Below are 23,372 nucleotides of genomic sequence, written 5' to 3' on the forward strand. Positions count from 1 at the left end.
CGACCCGCAGGGAGATCGCATGCTTCGCGGCTGTGCTAGGTCTAGAGCGTAATCAACTCTTCCGACCTGCGGCAACAGGGTCCCGCTCGGCGTGTCCCAGTCTACCCCGTTCGACCCGGGCCCCGTGCACCTCTACCGGCAACCGCCAGGATCGCCAATCCATTCCCGGGGTGAAGCCCTCCGGCGGCTCGGTGAGTGCCAGCACCGTCGGCCCCGCCCCACTGACCACAGCCGCCACACCGGCCGCACGCAGCGCCGTGACCAGGGCGGCCGCGCCCGGCATCCCCTCCGCACGGTAGTCCTGGTGCAGCCGGTCGACGGTGGCCGGCAGCAGCAGCTCCGGCGCCGCGGTCAGCGCGTGCACCAGCAACGCCGCCCGCCCGGCGGTCAGCGCGGCGTCGGCGTGCGGCACCGCCGCCGGCAGCGCGGCCCGGGCGACCGCGGTCAGGCCCCGCTCGTCCGGCACGAACACCGTCGGGAATACGCCGTCGGCCACGGCCAGCGAGACCGCGCGGGCGCCGGTGGGCTCCGTCCAGGCCACCGTGAAGCCGCCGAGCAGGCAGGGGGCCACGTTGTCCGGGTGGCCCTCGATCTCCGCCGCCAGGCGCAGGACCGCCGCGTCGTCCAGCCGCTGCGGCCCGTCGACCACCAGGGCCCGGGCCAGCAGCACGCCGGCCACGATCGCCGCCGACGAGGAGCCGAGACCCCGGGCCTGCGGGATCCGGTTGACGCACTCCAGCGCGAGCCCGGTGGGCTGGCCGCCGAGCGCGTCGAAGGTCGCCCGCATCGCCCGGGCCACCAGGTGCCGGTCGTCGCCCGGCAGTTCCCCCGCGCCCTCGCCGGCGACCGACACCCGCACGCCGGGCCCGGCGGCGATCTCGGCGGCGACGTCGTCGTGCAGGCCCAGGGCGAGACCGAGCGCGTCGAACCCCGGCCCCAGGTTGGCGCTGGTGGCGGGCACCCGGACCCGGACCGGCCCGGTTTCGAAAGTCAACGGCACCGCCCCATGCTAGGGCCCGGCACCGACAGCCCGGCGGACCGCGGCCCGCCCGCCCGCAGCCTGGGACGGCCGGGTCAGCGGGGAACGGCCGGGTCCGGCGCGTCCGCCGGGTCGGTGAGCGACAGCCGGCGGGTGGCGACCCGCCAGCCCAGCGCGTAGAGCAGGGTGACCAGGCCGCAACCGGCCAGCACCACCCGCTCGTCCACCAGGTCCACCACGCCCGCCACCACCAACTGGCTGACCGAGATGGCCAGGGTCGCCAGCATCATGTCGGTGGCGAAGATCCGGCCGCGCAGCCGGTCCGGCACCTCCCCCTGGAGGGCGAAGTTCGACAGCACCCAGTTGCTGCCGCCGCCCAGGTGCGCCACGAAGACCAGCACCAGCACCAGCGGGAACCAGCCGGTCACCGAGGTGCCCAGGTACGCCAGGCCGTACAGCGACATGGACAGGGCCAGCCCGGGCAGCAGCCAGGACCGGTCGGTCAGCACCCGCCGCATCAGGATCGGCCCCACCAGTGCCCCGGCGCCCCGGGCGGCGAAGAGCAGCCCGGTGCCCACCGAACCCACGCCGAACACCCCGGCGAGCAGCGGGAAGACGGTCAGCACGCCGTTGCCCAGCCCGACCGCGGACTTCACCGTGACCAGCGCCAGCACCCGCGGGTGGTGGCCGATGTGGCCCAGCGCCTCCCGGATCGCCGGCCAGGTCCGCTGCACCGGCAGGGCCGCGTCCCGGGGCGCCTGCAACGGCCGGCGGATCCGGGTCGCCAGGCCCGCGGCCAGCGCCAGGCCGACCGCGGCGACCACGAAGGAGACGTACGGGCCGGTGACCGCGCTCAGCACGCCACCCAGTGACGCGCCGACCACCGTCATGGTCCCCCAGGCCGAGCCGGCCACCGCATTGCCGGCGGCCAGGTCGTCCGGGTCCAGCACGTTGGGCAGGGCGGCCTGGGCGGCCGGCGAGTAGAGCGCCTTGGCCACCGCCACCACCGCGATGCCGAGCATGGCCAGCCACGCCGTGCCGGCGCTGCGTACCCCGAGCAGCAGCAGCACGCCGGCCAGGGCGGCGAGGTTCGCCACCATCATGATCTTGCGGCGGTCGTACCGGTCGGCGATGGTGCCGGTCCAGGGCAGCAGCAGCGCCACCACACCGGTGTCCAGGGCGAGCACCAGCGCGCCCCAGACGCCGCTGCCGGTCAACTGCGGCAGCAGCACCAGCAGCGGGACCATGACGAACCAGTCCGCACCGAAGACCACCAGCTCGGCCAGGAAGAGGTTGCGGAAGTCCCGGTTGCGGGCCAGGACCGAGACGGTGGGTGACACCCCGGCACCCTAACGGCTCAGACCTCGGCGCCGGCATGCAGGAGTTGGGAAACCGTCACGAAGCGGTAGCCGCGACCGCGCAGGCCGCCGATCAGATCAGGCAGCCCGTTCAACGCCACCAGCCGCTGTCGCGTGCCGACGTCGTGCGCCAGCAGGATGGTGCCGGGGCGGACGTCGGCCACGATCCGCCGGGCGTGTCCCGCCGGGTCGCCGGGGAACTCGCCCTCCACCATCTGGAGGGTCCAGAGCACCAGCCGGTAGTCCAGCCGGGCGGCGGCGTGCAGCACCGCGCCGCCGAGGTGCCCCCAGGGCGGGCGGAGCAGCCGGGGCGCCACCCCGGTCACCTCCGCGATGGTGTCGTGGCTGCGGCGCAGGTCGTCGTGGACGGCGGTGGCGTCCATCCGGGCCAGGTCGCGGTGCGCCCAGCTGTGGTTGCCGACCTCGTGCCGGCCCAGCCGGCCGCGCACCACGTCGGCGTGCCGCCGGGCCCGCTCACCGACCAGGAAGAAGGTCGCCGGCACGTCGAGGCGGTCCAGGGTGTCCAGCACCATCGGTGTCCACTGTGGCCGTGGCCCGTCGTCGAAGGTGAGCGCCACCAGCGGGGTGTCCGTGCGTACCCCCCAGGTGACCGCGACGGCGCCCGCGCCGACCTCCTGGAAACGGTTGCCCAGGGTGGCGCTCGCCGGCCCCCCGCCCAGCGGCAGCCGGCGGTCGGCGATCCAGGCGCTCTCCGCCGTCGCCACCGCGCCCGCCGCGGCGCCACCGGCCAGCAGGACGGTCCGGCGCAGCAGGGCCCGCCGCCCCCACCGGCCCGCCTCGTCCGACATCCCCGCTCCGCTCCGCCACCCACCGGTGGCCGGGCACCCGTCGCCGAGGCCTCCCCGGCCGCGACCGCGTCCGCGACCATCGGGGCGGCGGACCCGGAACGGCGACAGGGAACGGATCGGCACGTACAGTATGCACCGCATCACTGAACGCGAAGAGTGGGATGTCGGATCCCCGCCCCGGAGCGCGGGGCGGGGATCCGACCGGAGTCACTCGGCCGGCGGCAGCGGGGAACGGCGGCTCTTCGGCAGGCGCAGCACCTCGAACTGGTCGGTCCCGTCCAGCAACGCGGCCGAGGGCGCGGAACGCTGCGCCGGCACGGTCACCGGGGCGGGTACGGGCGCCGCCGGCCCGTCGACCGGCGCGGTCCCGGCGACCGCGGCGGGGGCACCGGCCGGAGCCGTCGGTTCGGGCCCACCGGCGGGAGCGTCCGTCGTGCCGCCCCGTCCCCAGCGGCGTCGCACCGACTCCTTCGCGTACTCGACCATCGCGTAGAGCGTGGGCACCAGCACCAGGGTCAGCAGCGTCGAGCTGATCAGGCCGCCGATCACCACGATGGCCAGCGGCCGGGAGATGAAGCCGCCCTCGCCGGTCAGGCCGAACGCCATCGGCAGCAGCGCGAAGACGGTCGCCACGGCGGTCATCAGGATCGGCCGCAGCCGGCGCCGGCCGCCCTCGACCACCGCCTCCGCCACGCCCATGCCCTGCGCCCGGTACTGGTTGACCAGGTCGAGCAGGACGATCGCGTTGGTCACCACGATGCCGACCAGCATCAGCACGCCGATCAGCGCCGGCACGCCCAGCGGGGTGCCGGTGACCAGCAGCAGTCCGATCGCGCCGGTCGCCGCGAACGGCACCGAGACCAGCAGGATCAGCGCCTGGGTGATGCTCCGGAACGTGGCCACCATGATCAGGAAGACGATGGCGATCGCCGCCAGCACGGCCAGGCCCAGGTCGCCGAAGGCGTCCTTCTGCTGGGCGCTGGCCCCGCCGACGGTGAACGTCGCGCCCGGCACGTCGATCGCGTCCAGCCGCTGCTGGAGCTCCCGGGTGGTGGCGCCCAGGTTGGAGCCGGTGGCCGTACCGGTCACCGAGACGCTGCGCCCGCCGTCGATCCGGGTCACCTGCTGCGGCCCCTCGGCCTCGGTGACCTTCGCGACCGCGCCCAGCTTCACCGGACCCACCGGCAGCGCCTTGAGCTGCGCCACCGTCGCCGGCGGGGTGGCGGTGCTCCGCAGCACCACCTGCCGGGGCACGTCGTCGAAGGTCACCTCGCCCAGCGGGGCACCCCGGTACGCCTGCGCGACCAGCCGCCCGACGGCCGCCTCGCTGAGCCCGTACCGGGCCGCGGCGACCCGGTCGACGTCGACGTCCAGCCGGGGCGTCCGCTCGGCCAGGCCACTGGCGACATCCTCGACGCCCGGCGTGCCGGCCAGCGCCGTCCGGGCGGCCTCGGCGGCCCGGTTCAGCGCCTCCGGGTCGCTCGCCTGGACCACGACCTCCAGCTCGTCGCCGGAGGCGCCGCCCTGACCCCGGCCGAAGGTCAGCTCGCCGGCCGTCGCGCCGAGCCGGTCGAACTCCCGGCGCAGCTCCTCGCGTACCTCCGGGGCGTCGCGCTCGCCGTCCAGGGCGAGCGACCAGCGTGCGGTGTCGTTGCCCCCGCCGCCCTCCCACGGCCGGTCGCTGCCACCGATGCTGACCTGGTACGTCTCGACGCCCGCGGTCCGGGCCAGCACGTCCTCGACCGCCTTGGCCGCCTGGTCGGTGCCGGCCAGGCCGGTGCCGGCGGGCATCTGCTGGCTGATGTTCAGGGTGTCCTGGCCGGAGTCGTCCAGGAAGTTGGTCTCCAGCTGGCGGGAGAGGCCGAAGGTGCCGAGCAGCACCACCAGTCCCACCGCCACGGTCGCCCAGCGGGTCCGCCAGGAACCGGTGGCGAACCGCACCACCGGCAGGTACGCCCGCTGCAACGGGCTGCGCAGCTCCTTCTCCTCGGCGGCCCGCCGGGCCGCCGGGTCCTCGACGCCGGCCCGGGGGGCCCGCAGGAACCAGTACGCGAGCACCGGCACCACGGTCAGCGAGACCAGCAGCGAGGCCAGCAGGGCGACCGTGACGGTGATGGCGAACGGCGCGAAGAGCTGCCCGACGAAGCCGCCGACCAGCGCGATCGGGGCGAAGACGGCGACCGTGGTGAGGGTGGAGGCGGTCACCGCGCCGGCCACCTCGCGGACCGCGCCGAGGATGGCGTCCCGCCGGGGCTCGCCGTAGCCGAGGTGCCGCTTGATGTTCTCCAGCACGACGATCGAGTCGTCGACCACCCGGCCGACCGCGATGGTCAGCGCGCCCAGGGTGAGCAGGTTCAGCGAGTAGTCGCCGACCCAGAGGGCGATCAGGGCGACCAGCACCGACAGCGGGATGGAGACCGCCGTGACCAGGGTGGAGCGGACCGACAGCAGGAAGACCAGGATGACCACGACCGCCATCAGCAGGCCGAGCAGCCCCTCGGTGGTCAGGCTCTCGATGGACCGCTCGATGAACGGGGCCTGGTCGAAGACCACGGCGAGGTCGGCGCCGCCGGCGCCCTTCAGCTCGGCCAGCCGGTCCCGGATCTCGTGCGAGATGGTCACCGCGTTGCCGTCCGGGGCGGCGGTGACGGCCAGGCCCAGGCTGGGCCGGCCGTTGGTGCGGGTGATGGCGGTGGCCGGGGCGAGTTCCTCGGTCACGGTGGCCACCGACCCGAGGGTGACCGGCCGGGCCGGCGCGCGGCGCACCGGCGGGGCGGCGACGGGCTTGACCGCCGGCTTCCCGGGCACCGGCTTGGCGGCCGGCGGCCTGGGCGGCGCGGGCGGCGTCACGACCTTGAGGACCAGCCCGCGCAGCTCCTTCACCGAGCGGATCGGGCCACCCACCTGCACCGGAAGGGAGCGGCTGCCGTCGGTCACCGTGCCGGCGGGGACCGCCACGCCGTTGGTCCGGAGCAGCTCGGCGATGGCGCTGGGTTCGATCTTGTTGGCGGCCAGCTTCGCCGGGTCCGGCCTGACCACCACGATCGGGTCCCGGGCGCCGGTCAGCGCCACCGAGCGGACGCCCTCGATCCCCTCGAGCTCCGGCAGGACCGACCGGCGCAGCCGCTGGGCGAGCGCCTGCTCGTCCCCGTCACCGGAGGCGGCCAGCACCACGGCCGGCAGGTCGTCGGTGGAGCCGGCGAGCACCTGCGGCTCGACGCCCGCCGGGAGCTGGCCGGCGATCCGGCCCAGCGCGGCCTGCATCTTGTTGACCACGTCGTCCACATCGGTGCCGAACGTGTACTGCACCACGACGGTGGCCGAGCCCTCCCGCGAGGTGGAGGTGATCTTCTCCAGCCCCGGCACGCCCTGGAGGCTGTTCTCGATCGGCTCGGTCACCTGCGCCTCGACCACCTCGGGCGAGGCACCGGGCTGGACGGCCACGACGAACGCGGCGGGCAGCTCCAACGAGGGCAGGAGCTGCTGCTTCAACGACGGAACGGCGAACGCCCCGAACGCCGCGGTCACCACCGCGATGAGGGCGACCAGCCCTCGGTTGGCGAGGCTGGATCTGGCGAGCAGCGACATCGGGACGGCTCACTCCTGAGGGGAAGGGACGGCTCGGTGGGGCAAGTGTGCCGGAACCGATCTTCGTCACCCACGCCGCCCCCGCGCCCGGGGCGACGCGCTCAGGCCAGGTCGAGGGAGCGCGCCGCGGCCAGCGGGTCGTTGGCGATGGTGACCGGCGCGGGCGCGGTGGAGATGGCCCACTCCGGGTCCTTGAGGCCGTGCCCGGTGACCGTGCAGACGACGGTGGACCCGGCCGGCACCCGGCCGGCCGCGCCCTGCTGGAGCAGACCGGCGACGCTGGCCGCGCTGCCCAGCTCGACGAAGACACCCACCTCGCGGGCGAGGAGACGGTACGCCGACAGGATCTCCCGGTCGGTGACCGCGGCGATCAGCCCCTCGGAGGCGTCCCGGGCGTCGATCGCCCTGGTCCAGCTGGCCGGGTTGCCGATCCGGATGGCGGTGGCGATGGTGGACGGCTCCGGCACCACCTTGCCGCCGACCAGCGGCGCGGCCCCGGCGGCCTGGAAGCCGTACATCTTCGGGGCGCGGGTGGCGTTGCCGTCGTGCACGTCCTCGGAGTAGCCCATCCAGTACGCCGAGATGTTGCCGGCGTTGCCGACGGGCAGGCAGTGGATGTCCGGGGCGTCGCCGAGCGCCTCGACGATCTCGAACGCGGCGGTCTTCTGGCCGTGCAACCGGTTGATGTTGACCGAGTTGACCAGGGCCACCGGGTAGTCCTGGGCGAGCTTGCCGGCCAGCGCGAGGCAGTCGTCGAAGTTGCCGTTGACCTGGAGCAACTTGGCGCCGTGCACCAGCGCCTGGGCCAGCTTGCCCAGCGCGATCTTGCCCTGCGGCACCAGCACCGCGCAGGTGATCCCGGCGCGGGCCGCGTACGCCGCCGCGGAGGCGCTGGTGTTGCCGGTGGAGGCGCAGATGAGCGCCTTGTCGCCGGCCTCCACCGCCTTGGACACGGCGACGGTCATGCCCCGGTCCTTGAACGAGCCGGTGGGGTTGGCGCCCTCGACCTTCAGCCACACGTCGCAGTCGAGGCGCTCGGAAAGCGCCGGCGCCGGCAGCAGCGGGGTGTTTCCCTCGTGCAGGGTGACGACGGGCGTCGCGTCGGTGACCGGGAGCCGGTTCCGGTACGCGTCGATCAGTCCTCGCCACATGTCGTTGCTCCTATCGTCGTCCCCCGTCAGGGTGGCTCACGGCGTGCGGCCGGCCGGGGCCGCACCCGAGGTCATCCACCTGACGGGACGAGCCATCTCAGGCCCCGCCCTCGACGCGCAGCACACTCGCCACCGACCGGACGATGTCCAGCCCGCGCAGCTCGCGGACGGTCGCGGCCAGCGCGGCGTCCGGCGCGACGTGCGTGACGATGACCAGGTCCGCGTCCTCGCCCCGGCCGGCCGGTCCGCCACCCGCCGGGCCCTGCCGGACGGTGGCGATGGAGACGTCGTGCCGGGCGAAGACCCCGGCGACGGACTGGAGCACACCCGGACGGTCGGCCACGTCGAGGCTGATGTGGTAGCGGGTGAGCGCCTCCCCCATCGGCCGCACGGCCAGGTCGGCGTACGCGGACTCGCTGGCCGCCCGGGCCCCGGCGAGCCGGTTGCGGGCCACCGCCACCACGTCGCCGAGGACGGCGCTGGCGGTCGGCGCCCCGCCGGCGCCCCGGCCGTAGAACATCAGCTGCCCGGCCGCCTCGGCCTCGACGAAGACCGCGTTGAACGCGTCACCGACGCTGGCCAGCGGGTGGCCCAGCGGGATCATCGCCGGGTGCACCCGGACGCTGACCGTCTCCCGGCCCGCGTCGTCGACGCCCCGGGCGGCGATGCAGAGCAGCTTGATGGTGCAGCCCATCGCCTTGGCGCTGGCCACGTCGGCGGCGGTCACCTCGGTGATGCCCTCGCGGTGCACGTCGGCGGCGGTGACCCGGGTGTGGAAGGCCAGCGAGGCGAGGATGGCGGCCTTCGCGGCGGCGTCGAAGCCCTCCACGTCGGCGGTCGGGTCCGCCTCGGCGTACCCCAGCTCGGTGGCCTCCTCCAGCGCCTCGGCGAAGCCGGCGCCGGTGGCGTCCATGGCGGAGAGGATGAAGTTGGTGGTGCCGTTGACGATGCCGGTGACCCGGTTGATCCGGTCACCGTGCAGCGAGTCGCGCAGCGGGCGCAGCAGCGGGATCGCCCCGGCGACGCTGGCCTCGTAGTAGAGGTCCGCGTCGCCCTCGGCGGCGGCGTCGTGCAGCGCCGCGCCGTCCTCGGCGAGCAGCGCCTTGTTGGCGGTGACCACGCTCTTGCCGGCGCGCAGCGCCTCGACCAGCCAGCTGCGGGCCGGCTCGATGCCGCCGACCATCTCGACCACCACGTCGACGTCGTCGCGCTTGATCAGGCCGAGCGGGTCGGTGGTGAACAGCGCCGGGTCGACGGGCAGGCCGGCCCGGTCCCGGCCGACCCGGCGTACGGCGATGCCGGCGATCTCCAGCGGAGCCCCGATCCGGGCGGTGAGGTCGGCCGACTGCTCGTGCAGCAGCCGGACCACCTCACTGCCGACGGTTCCGCAGCCGAGCAGCGCCAAACGCACAGGTGACGTCATCCCACATCCAGAGTGAGCAGGTCCTCTTCGGTTTCCCGCCGGACGATCAGCCGGGCCCGTCCGGCACGCACCGCGACCACCGGGGGGCGCGGCACGTGGTTGTAGTTGCTGGCCATGCTCCGGCAGTACGCACCCGTGCCGGGCACCGCGACAAGATCTCCGGGCTGCACGTCGGCGGGCAGGAATTCATCCTTCACCACGATGTCCCCGGACTCACAGTGCTTTCCCACCACGCGGGCGAGCAGCGGCTCGGCCGACGACGCCCGGTTGGCCACCGTGGCCGAGTACGACGCGTCGTAGAGGGCGGTCCGGATGTTGTCGCTCATCCCCCCGTCGACGCTCACGTACGTCCGCAACCCGTCGACGTCCTTGACCGTGCCCACCTCGTAGAGGGTGAACACCGCCGGCCCGACGATGGCCCGGCCCGGCTCGATCGACAGCCGGGGCACGGCGAGCCGCTCCGCCGCGCACTCCGCGTCGACGATCTTGCGCATCCGCTTGGCCAGCTCGTGCGGCGACGAGGGGTCGTCCTGGGTGGTGTACGCGATGCCGAAGCCGCCGCCGAGGTCCAGCTCGGGCAGCTCCACCCCGCGCGCGTCGCGGATCTGCGCCTGCAGGCCGAGCACCCGGCGGGCGGAGACCTCGAAGCCGCTGGTGTCGAAGATCTGCGAACCGATGTGCGAGTGCAGGCCGCGCAGGTCGAGCACGTCCTCGTCGAGGACCCGCAGGGCCGCCGCCAGGGCCGCCCCGCCGGCCAGCGAGAAGCCGAACTTCTGGTCCTCGTGGGCGGTGGCGATGAACTCGTGGGTGTGCGCCTCCACGCCGACGGTCACCCGGACCAGCACGCCGGGGCGTACCCCGCGCTCGCGGGCCAGCGCGGTGAGCCGGTCGATCTCGGTGAACGAGTCCAGGACGATCCGCCCCACCCCGGCGTCCAGCGCCCGGGTCAGCTCGGCCACCGACTTGTTGTTGCCGTGGAAGGCGATCCGCGCCGGGTCCATCCCGGCCGCCAGCGCGGTGGCCAGCTCGCCGCCGGTGCAGACGTCGAGGAGCAGCCCCTCCTCGGCGATCATCCGCACCACCGCGCGGCAGAGGAACGCCTTGCCCGCGTAGTAGACGTCCGCGTCGCCGAAGGCGTCCCGGAACTCCCGGGCCCGGGCCCGCAGGTCGTCCTCGTCCAGGACGTACGCCGGGGTGCCGTACTCCCGGGCGAGTTCGTGGACCGACAGGCCGGCGACCCGCAGCGCGCCGTCGGCGCCGCGGGTGACGTTGTGCGGCCACAGGGCCGGCACCAGGGTGTTGACGTCCACCGGGGTACGCAGCCACGACGGGCCGCGGCTGCCGATGTCGCCGTGCAGGGCACCGGCCTCGTGCGCGCGCATGATGCCTACATCCTCTCGGGGGCGGAGACGCCGAGCAGGCGCAGGCCGTTGGCGATGACCGTGCGGGTGGCGTCGTTGAGCCAGAGCCGGGCGCGGTGCAGGTCGGTGACCTCCTCGTCACCCTGCGGCAGGACCCGGCAGTTGTCGTAGAACCGGTGGTAGGAGGCGGCCACGCTCTCCTCCAGGTAACGGGCCACCCGGTGCGGCTCGCGCAGCTCCGCCGCGGTGGCCACCACGGCGGGGAACTCGGCGAGCGCCTTGAGCAGCTCGTTCTCCTTGTCGTGGGAGAGCAGCTCGGGCTGGAAGTCGTCGGCCGCGCCCCGGGTCAGCCCCACCTCGGCGGCGTTGCGGGCGACGCCGGCGGTCCGAGCGGCGACGTACTGCACGTAGTAGACCGGGTTGTCGCGGGTGGCCCGGGTCCACAGCTCCACGTCGATGTCGATCGGCGAGTCGCTGGAGTAGCGGGCCAGCGCGTAGCGGGAGGCGTCCACGCCGATCGCGTCGACCAGGTCCTCCAGGGTGACCACGGTGCCGGCCCGCTTGCTCATCCGCACCGGGGCGCCGTCGCGGACCAGATTGACCAGCTGGCCGATGAGGATCTCCAGGTTGCGCTCCGGGTCGTCGCCGAAGCAGGCGGCCATCGCCTTCATCCGGCCGATGTAGCCGTGGTGGTCGGCGCCCAGCATGATCACTACCCGCTCGAAGCCGCGCTCGCGCTTGTCGAGATAGTAGGCGCAGTCGGCGGCGAAGTAGGTCCACTCGCCGTTGGACTTGCGCAGCACCCGGTCCTTGTCGTCACCGAAGTCGGTGGTGCGCAGCCAGGTGGCGCCCTCGGACTCGTAGAGGTGCCCCTGCTCGCGGAGCCGGTTCAGGGCCAGGTCCAGCTCGCCCCGGTCGTGCAGGTCCTTCTCGTTGAAGTAGGTGTCGAACTCCACCCCGAAGGCCTGAAGCGACGACTTGATCTCGGCGAACATCAGCGCGACGCCCTCGACCCGGAAGACCTCCTGGGCGGCGTCGTCGGTCAGCTCCAGCACGTCCGGGCGGATCCCGCGGACCGCCTCGGCGATCTCGGCGATGTACGCGCCGCCGTAGCCGTCCTCGGGGGCCGGCTCGCCCTTCGCGGCGGCCAGCAGCGACCGGGCGAACCGGTCGATCTGCGAGCCGGCGTCGTTGAAGTAATATTCCGTGCCCACGTCGGCGCCGGTGGCGCGGAGCAGCCGGCTCAGCGCGTCGCCGACGGCGGCCCAGCGGACCCCGCCGATGTGCACCGGGCCGGTCGGGTTCGCCGAGACGAACTCCAGGTTGATCTTCTCGCCGGCCAGCCGGTCGCTGCGGCCGTACCCGTCGCCGGCCTCCACGATCACCCGGGCCAGCTGCCCGGCGGCGGCCGCGTCGAGCCGGATGTTCAGGAAGCCCGGGCCGGCGATCTCCACCGACTTGATCCCCGGCGCCCGGCCGAGCTGCTCGGCGAGGCCGGCGGCCAGCTCGCGCGGGGGCACCCCGACCTTCTTGCTGAGCTGGAGCGCCAGGGTGGAGGCGTAGTCGCCGTGATCGGGGTTACGCGGGCGTTCCACGGCGGTGGTCTCCGGCAGCGCGGAACGGTCCAGCCCGCGCTCCGAGAAGACGGCATGGGCTGCGGAGAGGACGACGTCGGCGAGTTCTGCAGGAGTCACCGAACCATGTTATCGGGGGTAGACTCGGGCACTCGGCGGCGACCCTGCGCGACATTTCGACCGCCACTCCCCTGACCGACCGACCTGACGAGGCACGATGAGCATCAGCACCCCGGGCGGCCCGGAGCGCCGTCCGACCGTGGTCAGCACCGGCAAGAAGCCGGCGGCCGGCCGGCCCGCGGCTGCCGATCGGACGGCCAGGCCGGGCGCCGGGAAGGGCACCCCCCGGCAGGGCTCGGGCGGCAAGGGCCGCAAGCCGGTCACCCCGGTGAAGGTGAGCCAGGGCCGCTCCTGGGGGCCGATCGGGGTCATCGCCGCGGTCTGCCTGCTGGCCATCGGGATCATCGGTTACGGCGTGTACGCCTCGGTTCAGGGCTCCAAGCCGTGGGAGAAGCGGGCGGCCGACATCGACGGCGTCGTCGACTACCGCGCCAAGGACAAGGAGCTGGTCAAGGGCGGCAACCACCAGCAGGGCCCGATCAAGTACACGGTCCTCCCGCCGGTGGCCGGCCCGCACAACCCGGCCTGGCAGAACTGCATGGGCGACGTCTACGACGCCCCGATCGCCAACGAGCACGCGGTGCACAGCCTGGAGCACGGCACGGTCTGGATCACCTACCGGCCCGACCTGCCCGCCGACCAGGTGGCCAAGCTCAAGGAGAAGGTCGTCGGCAAGGAGAAGCTGATGCTCAGCCCGTACGAGGGGCTGGACAAGCCGATCGCCCTGCAGGCCTGGGGCTACCAGCTCAAGGTCGACAACGCCGACGACAAGCGGATCGACGAGTTCATCAAGACGCTGCGGGTGAACGCCTCGATCGAGGGCCCGAACGCGCTGTGCACCCAGGGCGTGACCGCCACCGGCACCACGCCGCGGGACATGGGCGACCAGATGTCCGACCAGACCCAGGGCTGAGGACGGAGATCATGACGGCTCCCACCACGACGGCGAACGCGCCCGACGAGACCCCGGTCACCGGCTCCGCCGACCGGGCGTCCGCACGCCGCTTCGGCATCCTGGCGTTGGCCGCCGCCGTCGTGGTGGGGCTGCTCCTCGGGTACGCGGGCGGCCTGCTCACCCCGAAGCTCACCCGCCCGGGGGACACCTCCGCCGAGGCGGGCTTCGCCCGGGACATGACCACCCACCACTCCCAGGCGGTCGCCATGGGGCTGATGGCCTTCCAGAAGGGCACCGACCCGGAGGTACGCCAGATCGGCGTGGACATCGCCACCGGGCAGCAGGGCGAGATCGGCACCATGCAGACCTGGCTGCGGTCCTGGGGGCTGGACCCGGCCGGTTCGGAGCCGGCGATGGCCTGGATGCCGGACGGCGCGGCCCTGGTCAAGAACGGGCTGATGCCCGGGATGGCCACCCCGGAGGAGATGACGAAGCTGGAGTCCGCCCAGGGGCGCGAGTTCGACGTCATGTTCCTGAACCTGATGATCCAGCACCACCTGGGCGGGGTGCACATGATCGACGGCATCCTGGACGCCGACGGCGACCCGGAGGTGGCCCGGGTGGCCCAGGTCATGAAGAACACCCAGCAGACCGACCTGGCCAACATGAACGCCGCGCTCAAGCGGCTGGGCGGCTGACCGCCCGCGTACGCCTGCCGAAGCCCGCATCCGGTCGACCCGGATGCGGGCTTCGTCCCTTTTGGGAACTTCGTCGGCCTAGCGGCTTACAACCCATTGCACTGGTTGGAGACTTTTCTACCCACATATCGTGACCAGTTCTGATTCGGGCTCGTTGCCCAAGACGTGGGGGTTGCACTCAGAGACGCACGGCGGTCGGTGACCAGTTGGTGCCGACGCCACACCATCGGCGGTGACGGGGCGGTGGCAGCCGTCCGTCGCGGACAGCGGCAGGGCGAGCCGGGAACGCTCAGTCGCGAACAGGAACTCGAACTGATCGACACCCTGCGGGGCACCTACCCCGACGAGTTCGGCCTCGACGAGGAGCTCTGGACGCGACAGAGCCTCACCACGTTGATCCAGCGCCGGTTCGCCGAGGGGATGGAGGCCGGTGAGGTCGGGGCGTACCTGCGGGCCTGGGGGTTGGGCCCGCGCGAGCCCCGGGAGCGGGCCTGCGGCCTCTGCGTGGGCGCCGTCGAGCGCTGGGTGCGCCTGGAGTACCCGGCGATCACCCGGGCCGCCCAGGAACACCTCGCCGAGGTCTACTGGATCGGCCGGGTACGCCTGCGCGGCACCATGCCGGCCGCCGACGTCATCTCGGCCGTCTCGGCCCGGGGCCGGGTCCGGTTCATGATCACCACACCGTCGGTCGACCCGCCGCTCCCCCGCGACTTCGTGTTGCGGCTCAGCGGCGCCGAGGAGCGGACCGTGCACCTGATCGTGGACGGCTCCTGGCCGAGGAACGAGTGGCCCCGCCGCCTCCCCCGCCGCATCGTCCTGCACCCCCTCCCCAGCTGCGGCCGCACCCTCGCCGCCGCCTGACCCCCACCCTCACCCCGTCGATCATGAAGTTGGCGGCAGTAGAAGAGATCGACTTCGCCGTGAACTTCATGATCGACGGGTCGGGGTGGGGCGGCGCGCGGGCGGGATACCGATTCGGAGTTCCGGGTGGGGGTTTGCTACTCTTCTCGGGTCGCTGAGCCCCCGTAGCTCAGGGGATAGAGCACCGCCCTCCGGAGGCGGGGGCGCAGGTTCGAATCCTGCCGGGGGCACCAGACACGAGAGCCCGGGCCGCAGGCCCGGGCTTCTTCGTATCCGGGAACCTGTCCGCTCCCCGCCCCGGCGGGCAGCACCCCGAGCGGGTCAGCCGGCCTCGCGGCGGGCGCGGGCCCGCCGCTTGCCCTCGTGCATCGCCTGGACCCGGGCCACCGGAACGGTCCGGCCGTGCTCCACCAACTCGGCGGGGAGCCGCTGCGGCGCCGGCATCAGCTCCGCCCACGGATCCCGGTCGGTCACCAGCCCCGGCACGGTGGCGACGGTGAAGTCGGCCGGCGTGACCTCGCCCAGGTCGTCCCACGGCACCGGGAAGGACACCGGCAGCCCCGGCCGCAGCCGCGGGCTGTACGCGGCCACCACGGTCGCCGAGTACGCCCGGGTCGAGTCGACGAAGACCCGGCCACCGCGGTCCTCCTTGATGAAGGCGGTGGTGGCCGACGCCGGGTCGAGCCGCTCCGCGCGTACGGCGATCGCCCGGGTCGCGGCGGCCATCTCCTCCGCGGTCCCGCCCGCCACCGGCACGAAGACGTGCAGGCCCTTGGCGCCACTGGTCTTCACCGCACCGGTGAGACCGGAGTCGGCCAGCGCCTGCCGGACCAGCCGGGCGACCGCCACCGCCGCGGCGAACGAGTCCCCCTCGGGCGGGTCGAGGTCCAGCACCAGGTGGGTGGGGCGGTGCAGGTCCTCCACCGTGGCCAGGGTCGGGTGGTACTCCACCGACCGCTGGTTGGCGAACCAGAGCAGCGTCCGCCGGTCGTCGCAGAGGCCGTACGAGATCTCCCGGTGCGACGCCTCGGCCCAGACCGGCGTCCGGCGCACCCAGTCCGGGGTGTACTTCGGCAGGTTCTTCTGCATGAACGCCGGCTGGCCGGGGCGGACCCGGATCACCGACAGCGGCCGGTCGCGCAGCCCCGGCAGGATCCGGTCCCGGACGGTGTCCAGGTAGTCGACCAGCTGCCGCTTGGTCGCGTCCGCCACGTCGGACAGCGGCTGGTCGAGGCTGGTCAGCGCCACCCCGTCCCGGGTCTCGTCGGCTCCGCTCATCCGCCCACCCTCCCGGCCCGCGCGCCGATGGTCAACCGATCCGGCGGCGCGGCGAACAGCTCCGCGGACTGCTCGCCGCGCCGCCGGCCTCGTCCGCACCGGGCCGGCCGGTGCCGAGCCGACCGGGTCAGTTCCCGGCGATGGCGTACGGGTTGTCGCCGTCCCGGACCGCGCCGATCATCCTGGTCAGATACCCCTTGGTGGTGTGGTACAGGCCGGCGCCGTAGCTGACCCGCGCCACGCCCAGCTTCGCCAGCTCGCCCGGAATGGGTCCGGCGCCCCGGGTCAAGACGTTGACCGGTGCGGCGACCGCCTCGACGAAACGGTGGATCAGCTCCGGGTCGGCGAGGAAGATCGGGTAGACGCAGTCGGCCCCGGCCGCCAGGTAACGCCGGGCGCGGTCCACCGCGTCGTCGAGGACGTCACGGTGGTCACCGGCCGTACGCAGGAAGACGTCGATCCGGGCGTTGACGACCAGGTCGGTGCCGGCCGCCGCCCGGAGCGCGGCGAGGAGGTCGGCCTGTTCCGCCGGGTCGACCAGCGCCCCGGTGCGCGGGTCGGAGTCCTCGATGTTGCAGCCGACCGCGCCGGTGGCGAGCAGCCGCTCGGCCAGTTCGCCCGGGCTCAGCCCGTACCCGCGCTCGATGTCGGCGGTGACCGGCACGTCGACGGCGGCGGCGATGCGGCCGATCGCGCCGAGCATCTCGGCGACCGGGGTGGCCTCCCCGTCGGCATGGCCGAGGGAGTCGGCCACCGCGCCACTGCTGGTGGCGACGGCCGCGAAGCCGGCCTGGACGACCGCCCGCGCCGAGCCGGCGTCCCAGGCGTTGGGCAGGATCAGCGGGTCGCCCGGTCGGTGCAGGGCGCGCAACGTGTTGGAGAGATCGGTCTGCGTCATCGTCCCATTGTGGAGCCTCGACGAGCCGGGCACGAGGGCCGACTCGCCGAAGCCGGAGTGCGCCGAGGGCCGCGGCGGAGCGCGGTCACGCCTTGACCGGGGCCGCCCAGTCGATGTGGTGGTCGTAGAGCCAGGCCAGCGCAGCCCCGTCGTTGCGGGCGGTCAGCCGGGCGAAGATCGGCATGGCCAGGTCGCGGGCCAGCCGGCCGACCGGCCCGGGCACCTTGCTGCCGCTGACCCGCTTCCCCTGGGCCACCACCCGCTCGACCCGTCGCCGGCGCAGCTTCTCGTACGCCGCGAAGGCCGCCGGGACGTCGGGCAGGTCGCGCAGGCAGCGAGCCAGCTGAACGCCGTCCTCGAACGCCATGGCCGCCCCCTGTCCGGAGGAGGGCGCGGCGGTGTGCGCGGCGTCGCCGATGACGATCATCCGGTCCCGGTGCCACACCGGCACCGACGGCAGGTCGTACGTCGGCCAGCCGTACTCGATCCGCTCGGTGTGGTCCAGGACGGCGAGGGCCGGGCCGGCGTCGCCGGCCAGCAGCGTCCGCAACCGGGCGCGGGCCTCGTCGTGCCCGATCGCGGCGAGCTGCTCCCGGGTCGGCTCGGTGGGCTGCGGCGGGTTGGCGAACCACCAGACCTCGTCGTCGCCGACCACCATCCAGCAGAAGAAGCAGCGCCGGCCGAAGAGCATGTGCATCACCCCGCGCTCGTCGGACAGGCGCAGCCCGCGGGCGAAGCCGCCGGCGTTGAGCAGCGGCACGTAGCGCGGCGCCGGGGCGGCCGGGTCGATCAGGGTACGGACCCGGGAGCGCAGCCCGTCGGCCCCGATCAGCAGATCGCCCTCGACCGTCCGGCCGTCGGCGAACCGGGCGAGCACCCCCGTGCCGCTCGCCTCGGCGTCGACCAGCCGGGCGCCGGGCACGATCGCCACGCCCCGGCGGACCGTCTCGTCCCGCAGGGCGCGGTAGAGGTCGGAGCGCCGCACCGTGCTGCTGCCGGCGCCCCGGGTCCGGGTGCCGCTGGTGCCGAACTCCCCCAGCTCGCGCCCGTGGTGGTTGTGCAGCGCCATCCGGGGCGTGGGATGGCCGAGCCCGCCGACCAGACCGTCCACCCCGACGGCGCGCAGCGCGTCGACCCCGTTGACCGAGAGGGTGAGGAAGGCGCCGACGCCGACGGCGTCCCGCTCGTACGCCTCGTAGACCGTCGCGTCGATGCCTGCGCGGTGCAGCGCCATGGCGGCGACCGGACCGGCCAGACCCCCGCCCACCACGATTGCCTTAGTCATAATATGACTATACATAGAACAGGCAGTGGTCGACACCCGGTCACCTAAGGTGATGTCATGGCCGCCCGCGCGCACCGCCGCTCCCCGCTGGCGATGATGGTGCTGGCCCTGCTGGTCGAGGAGCCGATGCACGCGTACCGGATGCAGCAGCTGATCCGGCAGCGCGACAAGCAGGACGTGGTCAACGTCGCGCAGCGCAACAGCGTCTACCAGACGATCGACCGCCTGCACCGCGACGAGTTGATCCGCGTCGCGCACACCGCCCGCGAGGACCGCCGCCCCGAACGCACCGTCTACGCCCTCACCGAGCAGGGCCGGCGCACCCTCGACGGGTGGCTCGCCGAGGCGCTGGCCACTCCCGCCCGGGAGTTCCCCGAGTTCCCCGCCGCGCTCTCCTTCCTGCCGATCCTTCCGCCGGAGGAGGCCGTCCGGCAGCTCGACCGGCGTGCCGGGACGCTGGCGGCCCGACTGGCGGAACGCGAGGCGGTGCTGGCGGCGGTGGACCTGCCCCGGCTCTTCCTGATCGAGGACGAATACCGGCTCGCCCTGCTCCGCACCGAGCTGGAGTGGGTACGCGCCGTGGTCGCCGAACTGCGGGCCGGCACGATCACCTGGTCCGGCGAGTGGCTCGCGGACTGGACGGGCGGCGGCGAGAACTGACCGGACGGCCGCTTGTGGCGAACACCACCGAAGTTCTCTGACCGATCGGTCAGCGTCTGACCGATCGGTCAGGCATGCTGGACGGCATGGCCAGAGCGGTGTCCGAGACCCACGACGAGATCCTCACCGCGGCCTCCCGGCGATTCGCCGTCACGGGTTACAAGGGCACCTCGTTGCAGGACATCGCCCGCTCGGTGGGCTGCTCCAAGGCCACCGTGCTCTACCACTTCGCCAACAAGGAGGCCCTGCTCGGCGAGCTGATGGCCCCGGCCATCAGCGTGCTGGAGGCGCTCGACGCCCGGCTCGCCGGGCAGACCGGCGCCGCCGCCCAGCAGGTCGCCACCGAGGGCTTCGTCGACCTGGCGGTCCGCTTCCGCCGGGAGATCGCCCTGCTCCGCGGCGAATTCCCCGACCTGCTCCAGCAGCCCGCCTTCGCGCACATCCAGCAGATCTCCGAACGCCTGATCGACGCCTTCGCCGGCCACAGCGACCGGCCCGTCGCCCGGATCGCCGCCCTGGTGGTGCTCGCCGGGATCGCCGAGACGTGCGCCGAGTTCATCGACATCCCCGACGACGAGCTGCGGCCGGCGCTGCTGGCCGTCGTACGGCGGGCCGTCGAACCCGTCAGCTGACCCGTACCGACCCCGAGGACAAGGAAAGACTCCATGGCGACCCTGTTGTACCGGCTCGGCCGGGCCTCGTTGCGGCGGCGGCGACTCGTCGCCGTCGCCTGGCTCGTCGTGCTCGTCGGCCTCGGCATCGCCGCGGCCACCCTGAAGGGCCCGACGGCGAGCAACTTCACCATGCCCGGCACCGAGTCGCAGCGGGCCATCGACCTGCTCGCCGACCGGTTCCCGGCGGCCAGCGGCGCCACCGGCACCATCGCCGTCAAGGCGCCGCAACCCGGCGGACTGGCCACTGCAGAGGGCCAGGCCGTGGTCAAGCAGGTCACCCAGGAGGCGGCCACCCTGCCCGGCGTGGTCGGCGCCGTCGACCCGTACCAGGTCAAGGCGCTGAGCCAGGACGGCCGGTACGCGCTGATCCAGGTGCAGTTCGCCGGCCGCGCGGACGACGTCACCGACGAGCAGCGCGACGCGTACGAGAAGGTCGGCGCGCAGGCCGAGGCGAAGGGCTGGCAGATCGCCCCCGGCGGTGAGGTGCTCAACGCGGAGCCCGAGGTCGGCTCCACCGAGGCGCTGGGTGTGCTGGTCGCCGCGATCGTCCTGGTGATCACCTTCGGCTCGCTGGTGGCGGCCGGGATGACCATGCTCAACGCGCTGATCGGCGTGGGCGTCGGCATGGCCGGCCTGTTCGCGCTCAGCGGCGCCGTCGAGCTGACCAGCACCGCGCCCATCCTGGCCCTGATGCTCGGCCTCGCCGTCGGCATCGACTACTCGCTGTTCATCACCTCCCGGCACCGGCAGAACCTGCTCGACGGGCTCTCCCCGGAGGAGGCGGTCGGCCGGGCCGTCGGCACCGCAGGCTCCGCCGTGGTCTTCGCCGGCGCCACCGTGGTCATCGCGCTCGCCGGCCTCGCCGTGGTGGACATCCCGTTCCTGACCGTGATGGGTCTGGCCGCCGCCGGCACGGTCACCGTCGCCGTGCTGGTCGCCATCACCCTCGCCCCCGCGCTGCTCGGCTTCGCCGGCCGCCGGGTGCTGCCCCGCAAGCTGCGCGGCCGGGAGGCCGTCGAGTCGGACGCCACCGGCTCCGAGGACCGCTCCGGCTTCGGCTTCCGCTGGGCGAACTGGGTGACCCGGCTGCGGATCCCGGTCATCCTGGTCGGCCTGCTCGGCCTGGGGCTGCTCGCGCTGCCCGCGCAGGACATGCGGCTGGCGCTGCCGGACGCCGGCACCGCCCCGGAGGGCTCCGCCGCCCGGGTCAGCAACGACCTGATCAAGGAGGGCTTCGGCCCCGGCTTCACCGGCCGACTCGCGGTGGTGGTCACCGCCGACTCGCCGCAGGCCACCCAGGCCGCCGTGCCGCAGGTGGCCGCGCTGATCCAGCGCACCGAGGGGGTGCTGGCGGTGGCCCCGCCGCAGACCGACCCGTCCGGCCGGACCGCCCTGCTCGGGGTCATCCCGAAGACCGGCCCCACCGACGCGGCCACCGAGACGCTGGTGCACGACATCCGGGACAACGTCGGCCGGATCGGCAACGCCGAGGTGCTGCTGACCGGCGTCACCGCGATCGGCATCGACGTGTCCGAGAAGCTCTCCGACGCGCTTCCGGTCTATCTGCTGCTGGTCGTCGGCCTGTCGATCCTGCTGCTGATGCTGGTGTTCCGGTCGATCCTGGTGCCGGTCAAGGCCGCGCTCGGCTTCCTGCTCACCGTGGCCGCCACCTTCGGCATCACCGTGGCGGTCTTCCAGCAGGGCCACCTGGCCGACCTGGTCGGGCTGGACACCCCCGGCCCGCTGATCAGCTTCCTGCCGATCCTGCTGATCGGCATCCTGTTCGGGCTGGCCATGGACTACGAGGTCTTCCTGGTCTCCCGCATGCGGGAGGACTTCGTGCACGGGGACACCGCCCGGCAGGCCACCATCAACGGGATGGGGCACGGCGCGCGGGTGGTCACCGCCGCCGCGCTGATCATGATCTCGGTCTTCGGCGGCTTCGTCTTCCTCGACGACCCGGTCATCAAGTCGATGGGCTTCGCGCTGGCCGTCGGCGTCGCGGTGGACGCGTTCATCGTCCGGATGACCATCGTGCCGGCGGTGATGTCGCTGCTGAACAACGCGGCCTGGTGGCTGCCGCGCTGGCTGAACCGGATCCTGCCCAACGTGGACGTCGAGGGCGAGGGCCTGCGCGCCCACCTCGCCGACCGCGAACCGGCCAAGGTGTGAACCCGGCGGAGGCCCCCAGCGGCGCAGGGGGCCTCCGCCCGTTCAGACCCCCGCCGGGTACGTCTCCATCTCACCGAAGCCCGTCAGCGCCGGCAGCGGATGCAGCGCGGTGGTCTCGTCGCACCAGATGAACGCGTCGTAGCGTTCGGCCAGCCGGGTCGGCACGTAGTTGCCCCACGACTCGAAGCTGGGGTCGTAGACCACCCCGATCGCCCGGTGGTCGGCCTCCCCGGTGACCCAGCCGGGCTGGTCGGCACCGCCGAAGACCAACACCGCCCGCTCCGGCATCAGCTCGTGCAGCCGCCGCTCGACCGAACCCTCCCGGGCCGGCGGCACCACCATCGCCTCGGCCGGTGACCCCCAGCGGGGCGCGGCGATCACCGTACCCCGGTAGCTGCCGAAGCCGACCAGCGCGACCGCCGCGTCGCCGTGCCGCTCGCGGGCCAGTTGGCCGATGTTGACCATCCCGTCGGCGGCCATGTCGGTGGCCCGGGCGTCTCCCACGTGCGTGTTGTGCGCCCAGACGATGCCCCGGGCGTCCCGGCCGTACCGGTCGAGGAGGCGGTCCAGGGTGTCGGTCATGTGGATGTCCCGGATGTTCCACGACTCGGGGCCGCCGTGCACCATGGCCCGGTAGTAGCGCTCCGCGCCGGCGATCACCTCCGCGTTCTGCCAGGCCGAGAAGCGGTCCGGGCCGTCCGCGGCGGCCTGTTCCCGGGTACGCGCCAACAGCCGGACCACCTCCTCCTCGCAGCGGGCGGAGACGAACCGGCTGGCCGCGCCGTACTCCTCGACCCGCTTGCCGTACGGCTCGAAGCACCGGTACGCGTCCTGCGCCGCCTCCAGCGAGGTCGGGTCCTCCTCGCCCAGGTAGTCGAAGATGGCCTGCATCGAGTCCCAGAGGCTGTAGACGTCCAGCCCGTGGAAGCCGGCCCGCTCCCCCTCCGGCCGCTCCAGGTTCCAGGCCCGCAGCCAGCGGCAGAAGCGGGCCACTTCGGCGTTGGCCCACATCCACGTCGGCCACCGTTGGATGCGTTCCAGGGCGGTCTGCGGGTCGGGCAGGCCGCCGGGCGCGCCGACCACCGACCGGTGCACCCGGTCGCAGTCGGGCCAGTCCCCCTCCACGGCGACGAAGTCGAAGCCCTGCTCGGCGACGAGCCGCCGGGTCAACTGCTCGCGCAACCGGTAGTAGTCGTAGGTGCCGTGCGTGGCCTCGCCGATCATCACGATGCGGGCGTCCCGGACGCGCTCCAGCAACGGATCGAAGTCGCTCGGCGCGCCGAGCCGCTGAACCAGCATGCCGGGGGCTACCCGGCGGGTCGCCGGGCAAACCGCCGCCGGTCGCGGCGGCGTGGGTGTGCGGGGCGACCGAACGGGTAGCCGGGCGGCATGAGCGTCACCGGGGTGCAGTTGCAGGAGTACCTGGCCGGCCTCGACTATCCGGTCTCCCGGGAGGACCTGGTCCGTTGGGCCCAGGAGAACGGGGCCAGCACGGCGTTGTTGCAGGTGCTGATGGCCCTGCCGGCGGAGCAGTTCGACGACCCGGCGGAGCTGAGCCACGCCCTCGCCGCCCTCGCCTGAGCGGGCC

The 23,372-nt window shown here is 73.6% G+C and carries 19 protein-coding genes and 1 tRNA gene; 8 read left to right on the plus strand and 12 right to left on the minus strand.

The features are described from left to right. Positions 1–52: 52 nt before the first annotated feature. The 8 genes from thrB to argS all read right to left on the minus strand — a co-directional run bounded on the left by thrB (position 53) and on the right by argS (position 12,363). Entirely contained in the window at positions 53–1,000 is a 948-nt protein-coding gene (gene thrB, locus GA0074704_RS26230; RefSeq protein WP_088972952.1) for a homoserine kinase, read from the minus strand. Between the two features lie 74 nt (positions 1,001–1,074). After that, positions 1,075–2,319 (minus strand): MFS transporter, encoded by a 1,245-nt coding sequence (locus GA0074704_RS26235; RefSeq protein ID WP_088972953.1) that lies wholly within the window; start codon positions 2,317–2,319, stop codon positions 1,075–1,077. Between the two features lie 17 nt (positions 2,320–2,336). Then, positions 2,337–3,146, minus strand: a complete 810-nt coding sequence (locus tag GA0074704_RS26240; RefSeq protein ID WP_088972954.1) for a polysaccharide deacetylase family protein — start codon at positions 3,144–3,146, stop codon at positions 2,337–2,339. 207 nt (positions 3,147–3,353) lie between these two features. Beyond that, positions 3,354–6,734, minus strand: a complete 3,381-nt coding sequence (locus tag GA0074704_RS26245; protein ID WP_088972955.1) for an efflux RND transporter permease subunit — start codon at positions 6,732–6,734, stop codon at positions 3,354–3,356. Between the two features lie 101 nt (positions 6,735–6,835). Then, positions 6,836–7,885, minus strand: a complete 1,050-nt coding sequence (gene thrC / locus GA0074704_RS26250) for a threonine synthase (protein ID WP_088972956.1) — start codon at positions 7,883–7,885, stop codon at positions 6,836–6,838. A gap of 97 nt (positions 7,886–7,982) precedes the next feature. After that, positions 7,983–9,296, minus strand: coding sequence for a homoserine dehydrogenase (locus tag GA0074704_RS26255; RefSeq protein WP_172880989.1), 1,314 nt, complete (start codon positions 9,294–9,296; stop codon positions 7,983–7,985). 8 nt (positions 9,297–9,304) lie between these two features. Then, positions 9,305–10,690 carry a diaminopimelate decarboxylase gene (gene lysA / locus GA0074704_RS26260; RefSeq protein ID WP_088972958.1) on the minus strand — a complete coding sequence of 462 codons (1,386 nt, stop codon included), beginning with the start codon at positions 10,688–10,690 and terminating at the stop codon, positions 9,305–9,307. Between the two features lie 5 nt (positions 10,691–10,695). Beyond that, complete coding sequence (gene argS / locus GA0074704_RS26265) at positions 10,696–12,363, minus strand: arginine--tRNA ligase (protein WP_088972959.1); 1,668 nt, start codon at positions 12,361–12,363, stop codon at positions 10,696–10,698. A gap of 97 nt (positions 12,364–12,460) precedes the next feature. Between argS and GA0074704_RS26275 the strand changes: the two genes are divergently transcribed. The 4 genes from GA0074704_RS26275 (at position 12,461) to GA0074704_RS26290 (ending at position 15,050) form a co-directional block, all read left to right on the plus strand. After that, the gene (locus GA0074704_RS26275; RefSeq protein ID WP_088972960.1) at positions 12,461–13,276 is read left to right on the plus strand and encodes a DUF3105 domain-containing protein; all 816 of its coding nucleotides are present in this window, start codon (positions 12,461–12,463) and stop codon (positions 13,274–13,276) included. An 11-nt stretch (positions 13,277–13,287) separates the two neighbouring features. Continuing rightward, entirely contained in the window at positions 13,288–13,956 is a 669-nt protein-coding gene (locus tag GA0074704_RS26280) for a DUF305 domain-containing protein (protein WP_088972961.1), read from the plus strand. Between the two features lie 165 nt (positions 13,957–14,121). Further along, the gene (locus GA0074704_RS26285) at positions 14,122–14,817 is read left to right on the plus strand and encodes a winged helix-turn-helix domain-containing protein (RefSeq protein WP_088972962.1); all 696 of its coding nucleotides are present in this window, start codon (positions 14,122–14,124) and stop codon (positions 14,815–14,817) included. A gap of 158 nt (positions 14,818–14,975) precedes the next feature. Beyond that, positions 14,976–15,050, plus strand: a tRNA-Arg gene (locus GA0074704_RS26290). Between the two features lie 88 nt (positions 15,051–15,138). Here GA0074704_RS26290 and GA0074704_RS26295 read toward each other — a convergent pair. The 3 genes from GA0074704_RS26295 to GA0074704_RS26305 all read right to left on the minus strand — a co-directional run bounded on the left by GA0074704_RS26295 (position 15,139) and on the right by GA0074704_RS26305 (position 18,278). Beyond that, complete coding sequence (locus tag GA0074704_RS26295; RefSeq protein WP_088972963.1) at positions 15,139–16,095, minus strand: DNA polymerase domain-containing protein; 957 nt, start codon at positions 16,093–16,095, stop codon at positions 15,139–15,141. A 127-nt stretch (positions 16,096–16,222) separates the two neighbouring features. Continuing rightward, complete coding sequence (locus GA0074704_RS26300) at positions 16,223–16,993, minus strand: isocitrate lyase/PEP mutase family protein (RefSeq protein ID WP_088972964.1); 771 nt, start codon at positions 16,991–16,993, stop codon at positions 16,223–16,225. An 85-nt stretch (positions 16,994–17,078) separates the two neighbouring features. Then, positions 17,079–18,278 carry an FAD-dependent oxidoreductase gene (locus tag GA0074704_RS26305; protein WP_088972965.1) on the minus strand — a complete coding sequence of 400 codons (1,200 nt, stop codon included), beginning with the start codon at positions 18,276–18,278 and terminating at the stop codon, positions 17,079–17,081. A gap of 57 nt (positions 18,279–18,335) precedes the next feature. On the opposite strand from GA0074704_RS26305, the gene GA0074704_RS26310 reads away from it, so the two are divergent. The 3 genes from GA0074704_RS26310 (at position 18,336) to GA0074704_RS26320 (ending at position 21,784) form a co-directional block, all read left to right on the plus strand. After that, complete coding sequence (locus tag GA0074704_RS26310; protein WP_088972966.1) at positions 18,336–18,938, plus strand: PadR family transcriptional regulator; 603 nt, start codon at positions 18,336–18,338, stop codon at positions 18,936–18,938. A gap of 86 nt (positions 18,939–19,024) precedes the next feature. Then, complete coding sequence (locus tag GA0074704_RS26315; RefSeq protein ID WP_088973994.1) at positions 19,025–19,570, plus strand: TetR/AcrR family transcriptional regulator; 546 nt, start codon at positions 19,025–19,027, stop codon at positions 19,568–19,570. A 33-nt stretch (positions 19,571–19,603) separates the two neighbouring features. Next, positions 19,604–21,784 (plus strand): MMPL family transporter, encoded by a 2,181-nt coding sequence (locus tag GA0074704_RS26320; protein WP_088972967.1) that lies wholly within the window; start codon positions 19,604–19,606, stop codon positions 21,782–21,784. 42 nt (positions 21,785–21,826) lie between these two features. Here GA0074704_RS26320 and GA0074704_RS26325 read toward each other — a convergent pair whose 3' ends face one another. Next, complete coding sequence (locus GA0074704_RS26325) at positions 21,827–23,083, minus strand: erythromycin esterase family protein (protein ID WP_088972968.1); 1,257 nt, start codon at positions 23,081–23,083, stop codon at positions 21,827–21,829. Positions 23,084–23,173: 90 nt separating this feature from the next. On the opposite strand from GA0074704_RS26325, the gene GA0074704_RS26330 reads away from it, so the two are divergent. After that, the gene (locus tag GA0074704_RS26330) at positions 23,174–23,365 is read left to right on the plus strand and encodes a DUF2795 domain-containing protein (protein ID WP_088972969.1); all 192 of its coding nucleotides are present in this window, start codon (positions 23,174–23,176) and stop codon (positions 23,363–23,365) included. Positions 23,366–23,372 lie beyond the last annotated feature (7 nt).

This window comes from Micromonospora siamensis (assembly GCF_900090305.1).
GTDB classification, from domain to species: Bacteria; Actinomycetota; Actinomycetes; order Mycobacteriales; family Micromonosporaceae; genus Micromonospora; species Micromonospora siamensis.

What these genes read in the sequence shown, in the direction of transcription:
- GA0074704_RS26240 (WP_088972954.1), bottom strand. Translation starts at nt 3,146, where the DNA reads ATGTCGGACGAGGCGGGCCGGTGGGGGCGGCGGGCCCTGCTGCGCCGG.
- GA0074704_RS26245 (WP_088972955.1), bottom strand. Translation starts at nt 6,734, where the DNA reads ATGTCGCTGCTCGCCAGATCCAGCCTCGCCAACCGAGGGCTGGTCGCC.
- thrC (WP_088972956.1), bottom strand. Translation starts at nt 7,885, where the DNA reads ATGTGGCGAGGACTGATCGACGCGTACCGGAACCGGCTCCCGGTCACC.
- lysA (WP_088972958.1), bottom strand. Translation starts at nt 10,690, where the DNA reads ATGCGCGCGCACGAGGCCGGTGCCCTGCACGGCGACATCGGCAGCCGC.
- GA0074704_RS26275 (WP_088972960.1), top strand. Translation starts at nt 12,461, where the DNA reads ATGAGCATCAGCACCCCGGGCGGCCCGGAGCGCCGTCCGACCGTGGTC.
- GA0074704_RS26280 (WP_088972961.1), top strand. Translation starts at nt 13,288, where the DNA reads ATGACGGCTCCCACCACGACGGCGAACGCGCCCGACGAGACCCCGGTC.
- GA0074704_RS26295 (WP_088972963.1), bottom strand. Translation starts at nt 16,095, where the DNA reads ATGAGCGGAGCCGACGAGACCCGGGACGGGGTGGCGCTGACCAGCCTC.
- GA0074704_RS26300 (WP_088972964.1), bottom strand. Translation starts at nt 16,993, where the DNA reads ATGACGCAGACCGATCTCTCCAACACGTTGCGCGCCCTGCACCGACCG.
- GA0074704_RS26305 (WP_088972965.1), bottom strand. Translation starts at nt 18,278, where the DNA reads ATGACTAAGGCAATCGTGGTGGGCGGGGGTCTGGCCGGTCCGGTCGCC.
- GA0074704_RS26310 (WP_088972966.1), top strand. Translation starts at nt 18,336, where the DNA reads ATGGCCGCCCGCGCGCACCGCCGCTCCCCGCTGGCGATGATGGTGCTG.
- GA0074704_RS26315 (WP_088973994.1), top strand. Translation starts at nt 19,025, where the DNA reads ATGGCCAGAGCGGTGTCCGAGACCCACGACGAGATCCTCACCGCGGCC.
- GA0074704_RS26320 (WP_088972967.1), top strand. Translation starts at nt 19,604, where the DNA reads ATGGCGACCCTGTTGTACCGGCTCGGCCGGGCCTCGTTGCGGCGGCGG.
- GA0074704_RS26325 (WP_088972968.1), bottom strand. Translation starts at nt 23,083, where the DNA reads ATGCTGGTTCAGCGGCTCGGCGCGCCGAGCGACTTCGATCCGTTGCTG.
- GA0074704_RS26330 (WP_088972969.1), top strand. Translation starts at nt 23,174, where the DNA reads ATGAGCGTCACCGGGGTGCAGTTGCAGGAGTACCTGGCCGGCCTCGAC.